The organism is Streptomyces sp. NPDC000134 (assembly GCF_042899225.1).
Lineage (GTDB): Bacteria > Actinomycetota > Actinomycetes > Streptomycetales > Streptomycetaceae > Streptomyces.
In genome coordinates, this window is the sequence record NZ_JBIAZN010000010.1 from 170,909 (window position 1) to 185,998 (window position 15,090).

The window sequence follows — 15,090 nt, forward strand, 5'->3', positions numbered from 1 at the left end:
CCTCAGGTTGCGGGATGCACCAGTCTGATCAGTGACTCACGGGTACGGCGGCAGGTGATGCGACAGGAAACGGCAGCGCGGCTTGTCGGCTTCCGTCACGGGCCTGCGCGAAACCTTGCCGAGCCTATATCCATACTGTAGACAATATTTCGTCGACAGTGGTGCCTCGCACTTCCGGCTCGCCCTCGGCTCGTTCTTCGGTTCCTCGGTACGACCCCGACCGAACGGAGCTTCCGGTATGAAAGTCGCCGTCCTCGGCGCCGGCGCGATCGGCGCCTACGTGGGCGCCGCGCTCCACCGCGCGGGTGCCGACGTCCAGCTCATCGCCCGCGGACCCCATCTGGCGGCCATGCGGCGGCACGGGGTGCGGGTGCGCAGTCCGCGCGGTGACTTCACCGCCCGGCCGCGCGCCACCGACGACCCGGCCGAAGTGGGCCCGGTCGACTATGTGTTCCTGGGGCTGAAGGCCACCTCCTACGCGGCGTGCGGGCCGCTGGTCGGGCCGCTGCTCCACGACACCACGGCGGTGGTCGCCGCCCAGAACGGCATCCCCTGGTGGTACTTCCACCGGCACGGCGGCCCCCACGACGGCCACCGCGTCGAGAGCGTGGACCCCGGCGGCGCGGTCAGCGCGGTGCTCGCGCCCGAACGGGCCGTCGGCTGCGTGGTCTACGCGGCCACCGAACTGGCGGAGCCGGGCGTGGTCCGGCACCTGGAAGGCACCCGGTTCTCCCTCGGCGAGCCCGACCGGAGCGTCTCCGCCCGCTGTCTGGCCCTGAGCGAGGCGATGCGGGCGGGCGGCCTGAAGTGCCCGGTCGAGCCCGATCTGCGCCCCGCCTGCTCCCGCCGGGCCGAGCCCGGCATGGTGGTCCGCACCGGCACCGAACGCGCCCGGCACAGCCGCAAGGTCGTCCTGGAACTTGTCGCCTCCTCCGTCGACCTGTCGACCTGTCGACCACCCCGCGGGCGGCCGAGTGGATCGAGGAGTACGGGGCGCGGCCCGACCGCTTCGGCCCGGAGGCGGCCCGGGTCGAGGGGAACCCCGGGTCGACAACGACCTCTACGTCCGCGACTACGGCAAGTGCATCCTGTGCCACAAGTGCGTCGACGCCTGCGGCAACTGCGTCGAGGTCTGCCCCACCGGCGCGCTGTCCGCCAGGTCGGAGTACGACATGCGGGCGGCGGGCACCTGGGACGGGACCCGGCAGAAGGGGACGACGACGGTGTGCGCGTACTGCGGAGTGGGCCGCAGCCTCACCCTGCGCGTGCAGGACAATGAGATCGTCGAGGTCACCTCGCCGCACGACGACCCGGTGACCCACGGCAACCTGTGCATCAAGGGGCGCTTCGGCTACCGGCACGTGCAGAACCGGGACCGACCCGACGGAACGGACTGATGGGGACATGGGACGAGTCACGGAACGACGCAAGGTGATCCGGATCAGGGACGGGGCGGTCTCGGCCCGGCCGGACACGCTCGTCGCCGAGGAACCCCTGGAGATCCGGCTCAACGGCAAGCCCCTCGCCATCACCATGCGCACCCCCGGCGACGACTTCGCCCTCGCCGCCGGGTTCCTGGTCAGCGAGGGCGTCCTCGCCGACCGGGCCGACCTGGGCAACATCGTGTACTGCGCGGGCGCCACCGCCGACGGCGTCAACACCTACAACGTGGTCGACGTGCGGACCGCGCCCGGGGTGGTCCTGCCCGACATCACCCTGGAACGCAACGTCTACACCACCTCCTCGTGCGGGCTGTGCGGCAAGGCCAGCCTGGACGCGGTCCGTACCACCGCCCGCTGGCCCATCGCCGACGCGCCCCCCGTCCGCCTCGACCCCGGCCTCCTCGCGAGCCTCCCCGACCGGCTGCGCGCCGCCCAGCGGGTCTTCGACCGCACCGGCGGACTGCACGCGGCGGCCCTGTTCACCGAGGACGGGGAACTCGCCGACGTCCGCGAGGACGTCGGCCGGCACAACGCGGTCGACAAGCTCGTCGGCCGCGCGTTCCAGCACGGCGGCCTGCCGCTGTCCCGGTCGGTGCTGCTCGTCTCCGGACGGGCCTCCTTCGAACTGGCGCAGAAGGCCGTCATGGCCGGCATCCCCGTGCTGGCCGCCGTGTCCGCCCCGTCGTCCCTCGCCGTGGACCTGGCCGCCGAGACCGGCCTGACCCTGGTGGGCTTCCTGCGCGGCAACTCGATGAACGTGTACGCGGGCGAGGACCGCATCGCCCTGCGGGCCGCGGCCCCCCGGGGCTGACCCGGTCCCCCGCGACACGACGGCGGGGCCCCGGCCGACGGGGAGCGCCCCCTGCGCCGGCCAGGGGTCCCGCTGTGATGCCTCGGTCGCCTGCGGGGCGCCTCAGCCGGTGGCTGCCTCGCGGCCGGCCGGCGCCGCGGCTCAGTGGGGGCGTGTGCCGGTGCCGACCGTGGTCCGTGGGCCTCCGGCCGGGCGTCCCGGGCCGGCCGGTTCCTCGGTCACCGGGTCGTGCGAGCGGCGTTTGGCGATGACCGCGCACACCATGAGCTGCATCTGGTGGAAGAGCATCAGCGGCAGCACCGCCAGCGAGGCGTGCGCCCCGAACAGCACGCTCGCCATCGGCAGCCCGGAGGCCAGGGACTTCTTCGAGCCCGCGAACTGGATGGCGATCCGGTCCTCCCGGCCGAACCGCAGCGCCTTCCCCCCGTACCAGGTCAGCGCCAGCATCACGGCGAGCAGCACGGCCTCCACCGCCAGCAGCCCGGCGAGCCGGACCGGGCTGACCTGGTGCCAGACGCCCCGGACCACGCCCTCGCTGAACGCGGTGTAGACGACCAGCAGGATCGAGCCCCGGTCGACCAGCCCGAGGACCCTCTTGTGCCGGGCGACGAAACCGCCGATCCAGCGGCGCAGCAGTTGCCCCGCGACGAACGGCACCAGCAACTGGGCGACGATCTTCAGCACCGAGTCGGCGGAGAACCCGCCGCCGGTGGAGCCGAGCAGGGCGGCGGCCAGCAGCGGGGTGACGACGATGCCGACGAGGGAGGAGAAGGACCCCGCGCAGATCGCCGCGGGCACGTTGCCCCGGGCGACGGAGGTGAAGGCGATCGACGACTGCACGGTCGACGGGACCAGGGTCAGGAAGAGCAGGCCCTGGTAGAGCGGGTCGGTCAGGAAGACCGGGACGAGACCCCGGGCCGCGAGGCCCAGCACCGGGAAGACGACGAAGGTGCAGGCCAGGACGGTGACGTGGAGCCGCCAGTGCTTGAGCCCGTCCAGTGCCTCACGGGTGGAGAGCCGGGCGCCGTAGAGGAAGAAGAGGAAGGCGATCGCGGCCGTGGAGGCACCGGAGGCGACGTCGGCCGCCGCCCCCCGGGCCGGCAGCAGCGCCGCCAGCCCCACCGTCCCCAGCAGCAGCAGGAGGTACGGGTCGACCGGCGTCCGGCGCGGCCATCGCAGGCGTGTCACGGTGCTCCACTTGCTCGTTCGCTCATCGGGCACGGGAACGCGGGTCCCCGCTCCATCGTGCTCCCTCACCCGGCGATCGGGAATCCGGTACACCGCTCTGACTGTGATCGCCGTACGTAATAACCTGGGGCGGTGTACGACCCTTCCCATCTGCGGACCTTCCTCACGGTCGCCCGGACGCTCAGCTTCACGGGGGCCGCCCGGCGGCTCGGGCTGCGCCAGTCGACGGTGAGCCAGCACGTGCGGAAACTGGAGGACGCCACCGGCCGGCCGCTGTTCACCCGGGACACCCACTCGGTGGAGCTGACCGAGGACGGCGAGGCGATGCTCGGCTTCGCGCGCCGCATCCTCCAGGTGCACGAGCAGGCGACGGCGTTCTTCACCGGGACCCGGCTGCGCGGCAAGCTGCGGTTCGGCGCCTCGGAGGACTTCGTGCTGACCCGACTGCCGGAGATCCTGGAGCGCTTCCGGCACGACCACCCCGAGGTCGACCTGGAGCTGACGGTGGAGCTGTCCGGCACCCTGCACGAGCACCTGGCCGCCGGGAGGCTGGACCTGGTGCTGGCCAAGCGGCGGCCGGAGGACCGGCGGGGCGAGCCGGTCTGGCACGACCGGCTGGTGTGGATCGGCGCCGAGAAGCTGCGCCTGGACCCCGGCCGCCCGGTACCGCTGATCGTCTACCCGCCGCCGGGCATCACCCGGGCGCTGGCCCTGGAGGCGCTCCAGCGCCAGGGCCGCCCGTGGCGGGTGGCCTGCACCAGCGGCAGTCTCAACGGCCTGATCGCGGCGGCCCGCGCGGGCCTCGGCGTGATGGCGCACAGCCGCGGACTGATCCCGCCCGGTCTGGTGCGCGTCCCCGACCGGGCCGGGCTGCCGGAGCTGGGCCGGGTGGACTTCGTGCTGCTCGCCGGGGAGCGCCGCACCTCGGCGCGGGAGGCGGCGGACGCGCTGGCGGCGGCCATCCTGGCGGGCGGCGACCGGCTGCACGCGCTCAGGACACCGGACGCGGATAGATGAGCTGCTTGACCCGGCGCAGATACGGCGACGCCTCCACGTGCCGGACACCCTCCAGGTCCCCGAGCGGGCCGCTCAGATAGGCGTACAGGTCGGCGGTGGAGCGGGTGACGGCGGTGGCGATGAGGTTGGCGGGGCCGGCGGTCGCCGCCGCGTGCGCGATCTGCGGGTGCCCGGCGAGGGCCTCGCCGACCCGGTGCAGCGCGGCCGGACCGGCGGTGATCCACAGGGCGGCGATCACCGGGTGGCCGAGCGCCTCGGTGTCGTACTCGACGTCCAGATAGATCGCGCCGGACGCGCGCAGCGCGGCCAGCCTGCGCCTGACGGCCGACTCGGAGCGGCCGGTGGCGCGCTGGAGTTCCGGGTAGGAGGCGCGGCCGTCCCGTTCCAGGACGGCGAGCAGCGGCTCGTCCTCGGGGTCGATGCGGGCCGGGCCGCCGGCGGGCGGGGCCGGGGGCCGCAGCGCGGCGATCTCCTCGTCGGTGAGGGCGCCGCACTTCAGCAGCCAGCCGGAGGGGCCGCCGTGGAAGCGGTGCAGCAGTTGGTGGGCCCGGATCTCCAGCACCCGCGGGGTGCGCGGCAGCTTGCCGAGCAGCAGGTCGTCCCGGTCGCCGGCGGTGCGCGGGCGGGTGCCGCAGACGATCTCGGTGCCGCCCGAGGCGAGGCCGATCCAGTGGGTGTCGCGCCGCTTGGCCAGGGCGTCGGCGATGGCGAGCGCGCTGTCCGGGACGCAGCGCAGCCGCAGCGTCCACTGGTCGTGGCCGAGGCGCTCGGCGTCGCGGACCGCCACCACCCGCAGCCCGGCCTCGGCGCACAGCCCGCGGTAGCGGCGCGCGACCGTCCGGTCCGAGACGCCGAGCAGCGCCCCGAGGCGGCTGAAGGAGGCCCGGCCGTCGGCCTCCAGCGCGCTCAGCAGCCGCAGGTCCAGCCGGTCGAAGCCGCCGGATTCCGTCTCCATGACGCCTCTTCGTGTCGGGTTCCGTCGCCGGACCGCCGGGGAGCGGGGTCATCGGCCGTGCGCGGCTCATCGTACGGAGGACTTGACGGAAATGCGGTGAAGGAGTGGGGACGATGCGCGCATGGGGACCGCTGACGGCGGTCTGCCTGGGCACGTTCATGCTGTTGCTGGACGTGACGATCGCGGTGGTGGCGCTGCCGGACATGGCCCGGGGACTGGACGCCTCGCTGAGCGACCTCCAGTGGGTGATGGACGGGTACGCGCTGGCACTGGCGGCGCTGCTGCTCGGCGCGGGCGCCGCCGCCGACGTACTGGGGCGGCGGCGGGTGCACGTGGCCGGTGTGGCGCTGTTCGCGGTGGCCTCGCTGCTGTGCGGGCTGGCGACCGGGCCCGGGATGCTGGTCGCCGCACGCGCCCTGCAGGGCGTGGGGGCGGCGGCGATGTTCGCCACCACCCTGCCGCTGCTGGGCTCGGTCTACCAGGGCCGGCGGCGGTCGGTGGCGCTCGGGGTGTGGGGCGCGGTGAGCGGCGCGGCGGCGGCGGTCGGGCCGGTGCTGGGCGGGCTGCTGACCGACGGTCCGGGCTGGCGGTGGATCTTCTGGGTGAACCTGCCGGTGAGCGTGGCGGCGGTGTGGCTGACGCTGCGGGTGGTGCCCGAGTCGCGGGGGGCCCGGGGCCGCCGGGTCGACTGGCCGGGTACGGCGGCCTTCGCGGCGTTCGCCGGGGCGGTGACGTACGGGGCGGTGCGGGCCGGATCGCACGGCTGGGCGGAGGCCGGCACGCTGGCCGCGTTCGCGGCGGCGGCGCTGGCGCTGGGGCTGTTCGTCGCCTTGGAGCGGCGGTCCGCCGATCCGCTGCTGGACCCGCGGCTGTTCGCGCGGCCCGCGTTCTCGGTGGTGATGCTCGGCGCGCTGGCGTTCAACGCGGCGGCGTTCGCGTCGATGGCGTACACCTCGATCTGGCTCCAGACGCTGCTGGGGATGAGCCCGGTCCGCGGCGGTCTGGTGTTCCTGTGGCTGTCGCTGGCGTCCTTCGTGGTGGCCGCGGCGGGCGGGAGGCTGCTGCACGGGGTGCCGGCGCGGTTCACCATCGGGGGCGGGCTGCTGCTGATCGCGGCCGGCCAGTTCTGCATGGCGTTCCTGGACGCCTCCGCCACGGCGTCCGCGCTGGTACCGGGGCTGCTGCTGGTCGGCGTGGGCACCGGACTGGTCTCGCCGGGGATCGCGGGGGCGGCGCTGGCGGCGGTGCCCCCGGAGCGGGCCGGCATGGCGGGCGGCGCGGTCAACACCTTCCGCCAGCTCGGCTACGCGCTCGGCATCGCGGTCCTCGGCACGGTGCTGACCTCGCGGATGGCGGACAGCCTGCCGCGCGACGCGGCCCACGCGCTCGCGGGCGGCGGGGCCGGCGCGCTGCGCGGGGCGTTCCCGGAGCGGGTGCTGCGGGCGGCCTTCGCCTCCGGGCTGAACGCGGCGGCGCTGACCGCCGCGGCGGTGGCGGCGCTCGCCGGGGTGCTGGTGCTGGCCCTGGCCGGCCGCGGACCGGGGCCGCGCGGGTCCGTGCCCGGACCGGCCGCGCCCGCGCTGGACGAGGAGCGGTCCGCCGCCCGCGACCAGGCACCGTACCGGCGGTAACAGAGGCGTACAGGTTCGGTGGAGATTGCTCCACCGAACCTCGCCCGATGGCCCGGAATCTGTCCGACCCTTCCCCTCGTGAGCGCATTGTCCCCCGCTGACCAGCGCGGACGAGCGCCCGGCGCACGGCCGTACCCCCTCCCGCCCCCGCCGGGGGTGGGGTAGCTTTCACGGCGCCGTGCGGACGTCACAAGGAGCGGGAGCGGGGTTTGCGCGAGTTCACCAGCCCTCCGTCCGGCCTGGCACCGCCGGCGGGCGGCCTGGCCGACGCGGTCTTCGAGCACGCCCGGGAGGACCCGCGGCGCATCGCCCTGGGCCGCAAGGACGCGGCGGGACGGTGGCGGGACGTGACCGCCGCCGAGTTCCGCGACGAGGTGCTGGCCCTCGCCAAGGGCCTGCTCGCCCAGGGCGTCCGCTTCGGCGACCGGGTCGCGATCATGTCCCGGACCCGCTACGAGTGGACGCTGTTCGACTTCGCGCTGTGGAGCATCGGCGCCCAGGTGGTGCCCGTCTACCCGACCTCCTCCGCCGAGCAGTGCCGCTGGATGCTGCACGACGCCGGGGTGCGCGCCGCCGTGGTGGAGCACGAGGACCACGCGATGACCATCGCCACCGTCATCGACGCCCTCCCCGAGCTGCGCCAACTGTGGCAGCTCGACTCCGGAGCGGTGCGGGAGCTGTACGACGCCGGCGCCCATCTCGACGACGAGGTGGTGCACCGGCACCGCCGCGCGGTCACCCCCGAGTCGGTGGCGAGCGTGATCTACACCTCCGGCACGACGGGCCGCCCCAAGGGCTGTGTGCTCTCGCACGGCAACTTCATGCACGAGGCGGACACCGTCATCGACCGCTGGGCGCCGGTGTTCCGCTCCCGCCGGGGCGAGGAGGTCGCCACGCTGCTGTTCCTGCCGCTGGCCCATGTCTTCGGGCGGATGGTGGAGGTCGCGGCGGTCCGCGGCCGGGTCCGCTTCGGCCACCAGCCGCGGCTCGACGCCGCCGCGCTGCTGCCGGACCTGGCGGTGTTCCGGCCGACGTTCGTCCTGGCCGTGCCGTACATCTTCGAGAAGGTGTTCAACACGGCCCGGCGCAGGGCCGAGAGGGAGGGCAGGGCCGGCCCGTTCGAGCGGGCCGTCGAGGTGGCCGTGCGGTACGCGGAGGCGCTGGAGGCCAAGGCGTGGGGCCTGGGCCCCGGGCCCTCGGCGGGCCTGCGGATGCAGCACCAGCTCTTCGACAGACTCGTCTACGCCAAGGTCCGGGCGGCGCTGGGCGGGCGACTGCGCAACGCGATGTCGGGCGGCTCGGCGATGGACCGGCGGCTCGGCCTGTTCTTCGCCGGCGCGGGCGTGCAGATCTACGAGGGCTACGGCCTGACCGAGTCCACCGCGGCGGCCACCGCCAACCCGCCCGAGCGCACCCGCTACGGCACGGTCGGCCCGCCGGTGCCGGGCGTCACCGTGCGCATCGCGGACGACGGCGAGATCTGGCTGCGCGGCGACAACGTCTTCCAGGGCTATCTGAACGACGCCGAGGCCACCGACGGGACCCTGCGCGAGGGCTGGCTCGCCACCGGCGACCTCGGCGCGCTGGACGAGGACGGGTATCTGACCATCACCGGCCGCAAGAAGGAGATCCTGGTGACCTCCGGCGGCAAGAGCGTCGCGCCGGGGGTGCTGGAGGAACGCGTCCGGGACCATCCGCTGGTCCACCAGTGCGTCGTGGTCGGCAACGACCGGCCGTACGTCGCCGCCCTGGTCACCCTGGACCAGGAGGCCGTCGAGCACTGGCTGGCGATGCGCGACAAGCCCCGGCCGGCCCCGGCCCACCTGGTGCGGGACGCCGATCTGGAGGCCGAGGTGCGCCGGGCGGTGGTCACCGCCAACACGCTGGTGTCCCAGGCCGAGTCGATCAAGACCTTCCGGATTCTGGCACAGCCATTCACCGAGGAGCAGGGACTGCTCACCCCCTCGCTGAAACTCAAACGGAAAGCGATCGAGAAGGCATACGCGGCCGAGGTCGAGGCACTCTACCGGGCATGAGTTCGCCGGTCAGGAATGCATCCCGCCGTGTGATCGTTGACCATGGCAGTACCACCTGACCACAACCGAAGGGTCGACACACTCGTGAGCAGCCAGGTCCCCCCGATCGTCCTGAACAACGGCGTCGAGATGCCCCAGCTCGGCTTCGGTGTCTGGCAGGTGCCGGACGACGAGGCCGAGAAGGCCGTCGCGACGGCACTGGAGTCCGGCTACCGCAGCATCGACACCGCGGCGATCTACGGCAACGAGAAGGGCACCGGCCGGGCCATCGCCGCCGCCGGCGTCCCCCGCGAGGACCTCTTCGTCACCACCAAACTGTGGAACGCCGAGCAGGGCTACGACTCCACCCTGCGCGCCTTCGACGCCTCCCTGGAGAAGCTCGGCCTGGAGTACGTGGACCTCTACCTGATCCACTGGCCGCTGCCCGCCCGGGACCGGTACGTCGACACCTACAAGGCGTTCGAGAAGCTCCTGGCCGACGGCCGGGCCCGCGCCATCGGCGTCTCCAACTTCCTGCCCGAGCACCTGGAGAGGCTGGCCGGCGAGACCTCGGTCGTCCCGGCGGTCAACCAGATCGAGCTGCACCCGCACCTCCAGCAGCAGGCCGCCCGCGAGTACCACGCGGAGCACGGCATCGCCACCGAGGCGTGGTCGCCGCTCGGCTCCGGCAAGGGCATCCTGGAGGTCCCGGCGATCGTCGCCATCGGCCGCAAGCACGGCCGCACCCCGGCCCAGATCGTGCTGCGCTGGCACCTCCAGCTCGGCAACATCGTGATCCCGAAGTCCGTGACGCCGTCGCGGATCAAGGAGAACATCGAGGTCTTCGACTTCCGGCTGGACGACGAGGACCTCGCCGCGATCAGCGCGCTGAACGAGGACCGGCGCACCGGCCCGGACCCGGCCTCCTTCGACGTGGTCTGACCGGCGGCACGGCGTACGACGAAGGCCCGGCGCCCCCTCCAGCGGGGGCGCCGGGCCTTCGGCGCGCCGGGCGGTCAGGCACCGCGCGGACATGCCCGAGGGGGCCCGGCCCAGGGAGGGAGGACCGGGCCCCGTGGGGCGGTGTGCGGCTTACGACAGGGGCGGGTAGGCGTTCCGCATCAGCTCCTGGAACTGAGCGGAGAACCAGTGACCGGACAGCGGCGCGTCGGGCAGCGCCCCGGACTTGTTGTTGTTGTTCCGCGGGTTGCCGGTGTACGTGGGGTCGCACATCCGGTCGAAGCCCTTGCCCTCGTCGTTCTCGATCGCCTTGCTGGCGCCGTCGGACTCACCCGGAGGCTTGATCCAGACGTAGGCGTCGATCCCGGGAGCCGGGTTGGCCTGCGGGCGCTCGCCAAGGCCGGCTCCGGCCTGGTTGCACCAGTTGCCGGTGTTCAGCCGGCGGTCGTAGCGGCCGCCGTCGACATAGGTGTCGACGGTGGTGGTGGCGCCGGGCCCGGTGGGCCGCTGGCTGCCGCCCCAGCCGTTGCGGGAGGTGTCGATCAGCATGCCGATCTTGCTGTCGAAGCCGATCGAGACCAGCTTCTCGCGCATCGCCTGGGCGTAGGACAGCTCATCGACGTAGCGGTTCCAGTCCACCCACTTCGACTGGCGCACGGACGTCCCGTTCACGCTGTCCGAGATCTTGAAGTTGTCCTCCTTCAGGGCGCTGTAGTTGGCGGTGTTGACGATGAAGCCGGTCACGTCGTTGACGGTCGCGCCCTCGGTGGTCGCGGCGGTCTTGAACATGTCGGCCGAGGGGCCGAAGTTGTCGTCCCAGCCGAGCCAGCCGTGGTGTCCGGCGTCGATGTAGTTGTAGACGTTGGGGGCGTCGCCGAGCTTGTTCAGCGCGTAGCCGACGCCCTTCTGGTAGTTGCCGTTGGCCTTCATCACGTCGCAGTTGGGCGTGGCGGTGGCCCGCGGGCTGACGTTGGTGACCAGGTTGGGCAGCGAGTCGATCTCGATGATCGGGACGATCCGCAGCGAGGAGTACTTCGAGTCGGCCAGGATCTTGGCGATCGGGTCGATGTACTGCGTCTTGTACTTGTCGATCTCCGTCGGGCCCAGCTCGCCGTTGGAGGCGAGGGCGGCGCAGTCACGGCCGGGCAGGTTGTAGATGACGAGCTGGATGTACAGCTCGCCGCTGCCCTTCTGGCGCAGCGCCTCGTCGAGGTGGTCCCGCAGGCCCATGCCGCCGTTGACGCCGTTGATCGCGGCGATCCGGTCCAGCCACACACCGGTGGGCTGGTTGGCGATGCGGCTGCCGCCGGGCTCGGCCGCGGCCTTCGCGGACCACTCCGGGTTCACGTAGCCCTTGGCGCCGACGTACGGGTTGTCCACCCGGGTGCCCGGGGTGCCCGGGTCGGTCGGGTCGGTCGGGTCGGTCGGGTCGGTCGGACCGCCGCCGTCCACGTTGCAGGTCACCCCGTCCAGGGTGAACGTGGTCGGGACGGCGTTGGTGCCGCTGTAGGAGCCCTGGAAACCGAAGCTCACGGAGCCGCCGGTGGCCAGGGACGCGTTGTAGGACTCGTTGGCGGCGGTGACCGCGGTGCCGCTCTGGCTGATCTTCGCGTTCCAGCCGCTGGTGACCTTCTGGTTGCCGGCGTAGGACCACTTCAGCGACCAGGCCGACTTGGCGGCACTGTTGTTGGTGATCGTCACGGCGGCGGTGAAGCCGGTGTTCCACTGGTTCTGCACCTTGTAGTCCACGGTGCAGGGAACGGCCGCCGCGCCGACGTCTCCGGGAACGACGGCGACCGCCGTCCCGGTTGCCCCTGCGACGAGCGCCAAGGCGGCCAGTAAAGCTGTTCTGGTACGGCTCATGAGTGCGGGTTTCCTCTTCGGTCGAAGTGCGACAGACGGAACCGCTCCCACTGGTGCCGATGAAGCTAGCGCCAAGTCACGGCAAAGAACAGAGGCGGAACCGAAGTTCCTGTTCGACCGGCCGTCGAAAATATTCGACTCTTCAAACATCTTGACCGCCTAACCCGGTCTCTTCAACATGGGAGCGCTCCCACTGGTTCAAGGCTTGTTGCTCCTCCCCTCCCTCGTTCCGAGCCGCAAGGAGGAACCAGCACCATGCATCCCGCACGAAGACGCCGCGCCACGCGGCGGCTGTGGACCGCCGCGCTGGCGGCCCTGGCGCTCCCGCTCACCCTGCTGGGCACCGGCACGACCACCGCGCACGCCGCGGCGGTCCAGTGCAGCGTGGACTACAAGACGAACGACTGGGGTTCCGGTTTCACCGCGGAGCTGACGCTCACCAACCGCGGCACCGAGGCTCTGGACGGCTGGACGCTGACCTACGGGTACAGCGGCAACCAGAAGCTCTCCAACGGCTGGAACGGCACCTGGTCGCAGTCCGGGCAGACGGTGACCGTCAAGAACGCCCCCTACAACGCCCGAATCGGCGCCGGCGCCGCGGTGAGCACCGGTGCCCAGTTCAGCTACAGCGGCACCAACACCACGCCGACCTCGTTCGCCGTCAACGGCACCGCGTGCACCGGCGCGCACCAGGCGCCGATCACCGTGCTGACCAGCCCGCAGCCGGGCGCGGTCTACTCGCAGGGCGAGGCGGTGCCACTGGCCGCCACGGCCGCCGCCGCGGACAACGCCACCGTCACCAAGGTGGAGTTCTACGACGACACCACCCTGCTGGCCACCGACACCAGCGCGCCCTTCACGCACTCCGCCGCCGGACTGGCCGTGGGCAACCACTCCCTGACGGCGAAGGCGTACGACAGCCTGGGCGCGTCGGCGAGCTCCACCCCGGTCGGCATCACCGTCGCCTCCGGGCCCACCGTCGTCGCCTCGCCCACCCAACTGGGCGTCCGCCAGGGCACGTCGGGCACGTACGAGGTCAAGCTGTCCAAGCAGCCGACCGCGAACGTGACCGTCACCACCGCGCGGGCCAGCGGCAACACGGGCCTCACGGTCAGCGGCGGCGCGACGCTCACCTTCACGCCGGCGAACTGGAACACCGCCCAGAAGGTGACCATCGCGGCCGGCTCCTCGGGCACCGGTTCGGCGGTCTTCGAGTCGACGGCCCCCGGGCACGGCAAGGCCACGGTCACCGTGACCCAACTGGCGGCCTCCAAGGAGTACGACGCCCGGTTCCTGGAGCTGTACGGGAAGATCACCGACCCGGCGAACGGCTACTTCTCCCCCGAGGGCATCCCGTACCACTCGGTGGAGACGCTGATCGTCGAGGCGCCGGACCACGGCCACGAGACCACGTCGGAGGCGTACAGCTATCTGCTGTGGCTCCAGGCCATGTACGGCAAGGTCACCGGTGACTGGACCAAGTTCAACGGCGCGTGGGAGATCATGGAGAAGTACATGATCCCGACCCACGCCGACCAGCCCACCAACTCCGCGTACAACGCCTCCAAGCCGGCCACCTACGCGCCCGAGCTGGACACTCCGCAGGAGTACCCGGCCAAGCTGGACGGCGCCGTCCCGGTCGGTTCGGACCCCATCGCCGGCGAGCTGAAGTCGGCGTACGGCACGGACGACGTCTACGGCATGCACTGGCTGCAGGACGTGGACAACGTGTACGGGTACGGCAACTCGCCCGGCAAGTGCGAGGCGGGCCCGTCCGACACCGGACCGTCGTACATCAACACCTTCCAGCGCGGGGTGCAGGAGTCCGTGTGGGAGACGGTGCCGCAGCCCACCTGCGACGCCTTCAAGTACGGCGGGAAGAACGGCTACCTGGACCTGTTCACCGGTGACTCCTCCTACGCCAAGCAGTGGAAGTACACCAACGCCCCGGACGCCGACGCGCGGGCCGTGCAGGCCGCGTACTGGGCGGACGTCTGGGCCGAGCAGCAGGGCAAGGGCTCGCAGGTCTCCGCGACCGTCGCCAAGGCCGCGAAGATGGGCGACTACCTGCGGTACGCCATGTACGACAAGTACTTCAAGAAGGTCGGCAACTGCGTGGGTCCGTCGTCCTGCCCGGCGGGCAGCGGCAAGGACTCCTCGCACTACCTGCTCTCCTGGTACTACGCCTGGGGCGGGGCCTACGACACCTCGGCGGGCTGGGCCTGGCGGATCGGCTCCAGCCACACCCACGGCGGCTACCAGAACCCGCTGGCCGCGTACGCGCTGAGCAACTACGCCGACCTCAAGCCCAAGTCGGCGACGGGCGCGGCGGACTGGGCGAAGTCCCTGAGCCGGCAACTGGAGTTCTACCGCTGGCTGCAGTCGGACGAGGGTGCCATCGCGGGCGGCGCGACCAACAGTTGGCAGGGCCGCTACGCGACCCCGCCGTCCGGGACGCCGACGTTCTACGGCATGTACTACGACGAGGCTCCGGTGTACCACGACCCGCCGTCCAACCAGTGGTTCGGCTTCCAGGCGTGGTCCATGGAGCGGGTCGCCGAGTACTACCAGCAGACCGGTGACGCCAAGGCCAAGGCGGTCCTGGACAAGTGGGTCGACTGGGCGCTGTCGGAGACCACGGTCAACCCCGACGGCACCTTCCGGGTCCCGTCGACGCTCCAGTGGTCGGGCAAGCCCGACACCTGGAACGCCTCCTCGCCGGGTGCCAACAGCGGCCTGCACGTCACGGTCGCTGACTACACCAACGACGTCGGGGTGGCGGCGGCCTACGCCAAGACTCTGACGTACTACGCGGACCGCTCCGGCGACACCGCGGCGGCGAGCACCGCGAAGGCGCTGCTGGACGGCATGTGGAAGAACAACCAGGACGCGCTCGGCATCGCCGTCCCGGAGACCCGCGCCGACTACAACCGCTTCGACGACTCGGTCTACGTCCCCAGCGGCTGGACCGGCACCATGCCCAACGGCGACGCGATCAACTCGTCGTCGACCTTCGAGTCCATCCGTTCCTTCTACGAGGACGACCCGGCCTGGTCGAAGATCGAGAGCTATCTCGCGGGCGGGGCCGCGCCCGTCTTCACGTACCACCGGTTCTGGGCCCAGGCCGACATCGCCCTGGCCATGGGCTCGTACGCGGAGCTTCTGGAATAAGTCCCCGCTGAAAGGCTCCGCGTACCGCGTCGGGCGG

10 protein-coding genes and 2 pseudogenes are annotated in these 15,090 nt (G+C 72.1%); 9 read left to right on the forward strand and 3 right to left on the reverse strand.

Annotated features, from left to right (window positions below; genetic code table 11):
* Window positions 1-238: 238 nt before the first annotated feature.
* From ACFY32_RS17165 to fdhD, 4 genes and pseudogenes are all read left to right on the forward strand, one after another.
* A pseudogene (locus ACFY32_RS17165) lies at window positions 239-832 on the forward strand (2-dehydropantoate 2-reductase); the annotation flags it as partial.
* A 142-nt stretch (window positions 833-974) separates the two neighbouring features.
* Window positions 975-1,133: pseudogene (locus ACFY32_RS17170) on the forward strand (hypothetical protein); the annotation flags it as partial.
* A 132-nt stretch (window positions 1,134-1,265) separates the two neighbouring features.
* Entirely contained in the window at window positions 1,266-1,397 is a 132-nt protein-coding gene (locus ACFY32_RS17175) for a hypothetical protein (protein ID WP_390674655.1), read from the forward strand.
* A 7-nt stretch (window positions 1,398-1,404) separates the two neighbouring features.
* Entirely contained in the window at window positions 1,405-2,253 is an 849-nt protein-coding gene (gene fdhD, locus ACFY32_RS17180; protein ID WP_359196992.1) for a formate dehydrogenase accessory sulfurtransferase FdhD, read from the forward strand.
* 141 nt (window positions 2,254-2,394) lie between these two features.
* On the opposite strand, the gene ACFY32_RS17185 is transcribed toward fdhD, so the two are convergent.
* Window positions 2,395-3,441 carry a bile acid:sodium symporter family protein gene (locus ACFY32_RS17185; RefSeq protein WP_390674593.1) on the reverse strand — a complete coding sequence of 349 codons (1,047 nt, stop codon included), beginning with the start codon at window positions 3,439-3,441 and terminating at the stop codon, window positions 2,395-2,397.
* 132 nt (window positions 3,442-3,573) lie between these two features.
* Here ACFY32_RS17185 and ACFY32_RS17190 point away from each other — a divergent pair, with 132 nt between their 5' ends.
* A complete protein-coding gene (locus tag ACFY32_RS17190) occupies window positions 3,574-4,458 on the forward strand; it encodes a LysR substrate-binding domain-containing protein (RefSeq protein WP_359196997.1) in 885 nt (294 codons plus the stop codon).
* Here the strand turns inward: ACFY32_RS17190 and ACFY32_RS17195 are convergent.
* The gene (locus tag ACFY32_RS17195; protein ID WP_359197000.1) at window positions 4,433-5,413 is read right to left on the reverse strand and encodes an AsnC family transcriptional regulator; all 981 of its coding nucleotides are present in this window, start codon (window positions 5,411-5,413) and stop codon (window positions 4,433-4,435) included. The genes ACFY32_RS17190 and ACFY32_RS17195 overlap by 26 nt on opposite strands.
* A gap of 113 nt (window positions 5,414-5,526) precedes the next feature.
* Here ACFY32_RS17195 and ACFY32_RS17200 point away from each other — a divergent pair, with 113 nt between their 5' ends.
* From ACFY32_RS17200 to ACFY32_RS17210, 3 genes are all read left to right on the forward strand, one after another.
* Window positions 5,527-7,044: an MFS transporter gene (locus ACFY32_RS17200; protein ID WP_390674594.1), complete on the forward strand. Its 1,518-nt coding sequence runs from the start codon at window positions 5,527-5,529 to the stop codon at window positions 7,042-7,044.
* Between the two features lie 209 nt (window positions 7,045-7,253).
* Entirely contained in the window at window positions 7,254-9,080 is a 1,827-nt protein-coding gene (locus ACFY32_RS17205; protein ID WP_390674595.1) for an AMP-dependent synthetase/ligase, read from the forward strand.
* Window positions 9,081-9,164: 84 nt separating this feature from the next.
* A complete protein-coding gene (locus ACFY32_RS17210) occupies window positions 9,165-10,001 on the forward strand; it encodes an aldo/keto reductase (RefSeq protein WP_390674596.1) in 837 nt (278 codons plus the stop codon).
* Between the two features lie 150 nt (window positions 10,002-10,151).
* Here the strand turns inward: ACFY32_RS17210 and ACFY32_RS17215 are convergent, their stop codons facing one another.
* Window positions 10,152-11,882, reverse strand: a complete 1,731-nt coding sequence (locus ACFY32_RS17215; RefSeq protein ID WP_359197012.1) for a glycoside hydrolase family 6 protein — start codon at window positions 11,880-11,882, stop codon at window positions 10,152-10,154.
* A gap of 255 nt (window positions 11,883-12,137) precedes the next feature.
* Here ACFY32_RS17215 and ACFY32_RS17220 point away from each other — a divergent pair, with 255 nt between their 5' ends.
* On the forward strand, window positions 12,138-15,053 hold the full coding sequence (locus tag ACFY32_RS17220) for a glycoside hydrolase family 48 protein (protein ID WP_359197016.1): 2,916 nt from the start codon (window positions 12,138-12,140) through the stop codon (window positions 15,051-15,053).
* Window positions 15,054-15,090 lie beyond the last annotated feature (37 nt).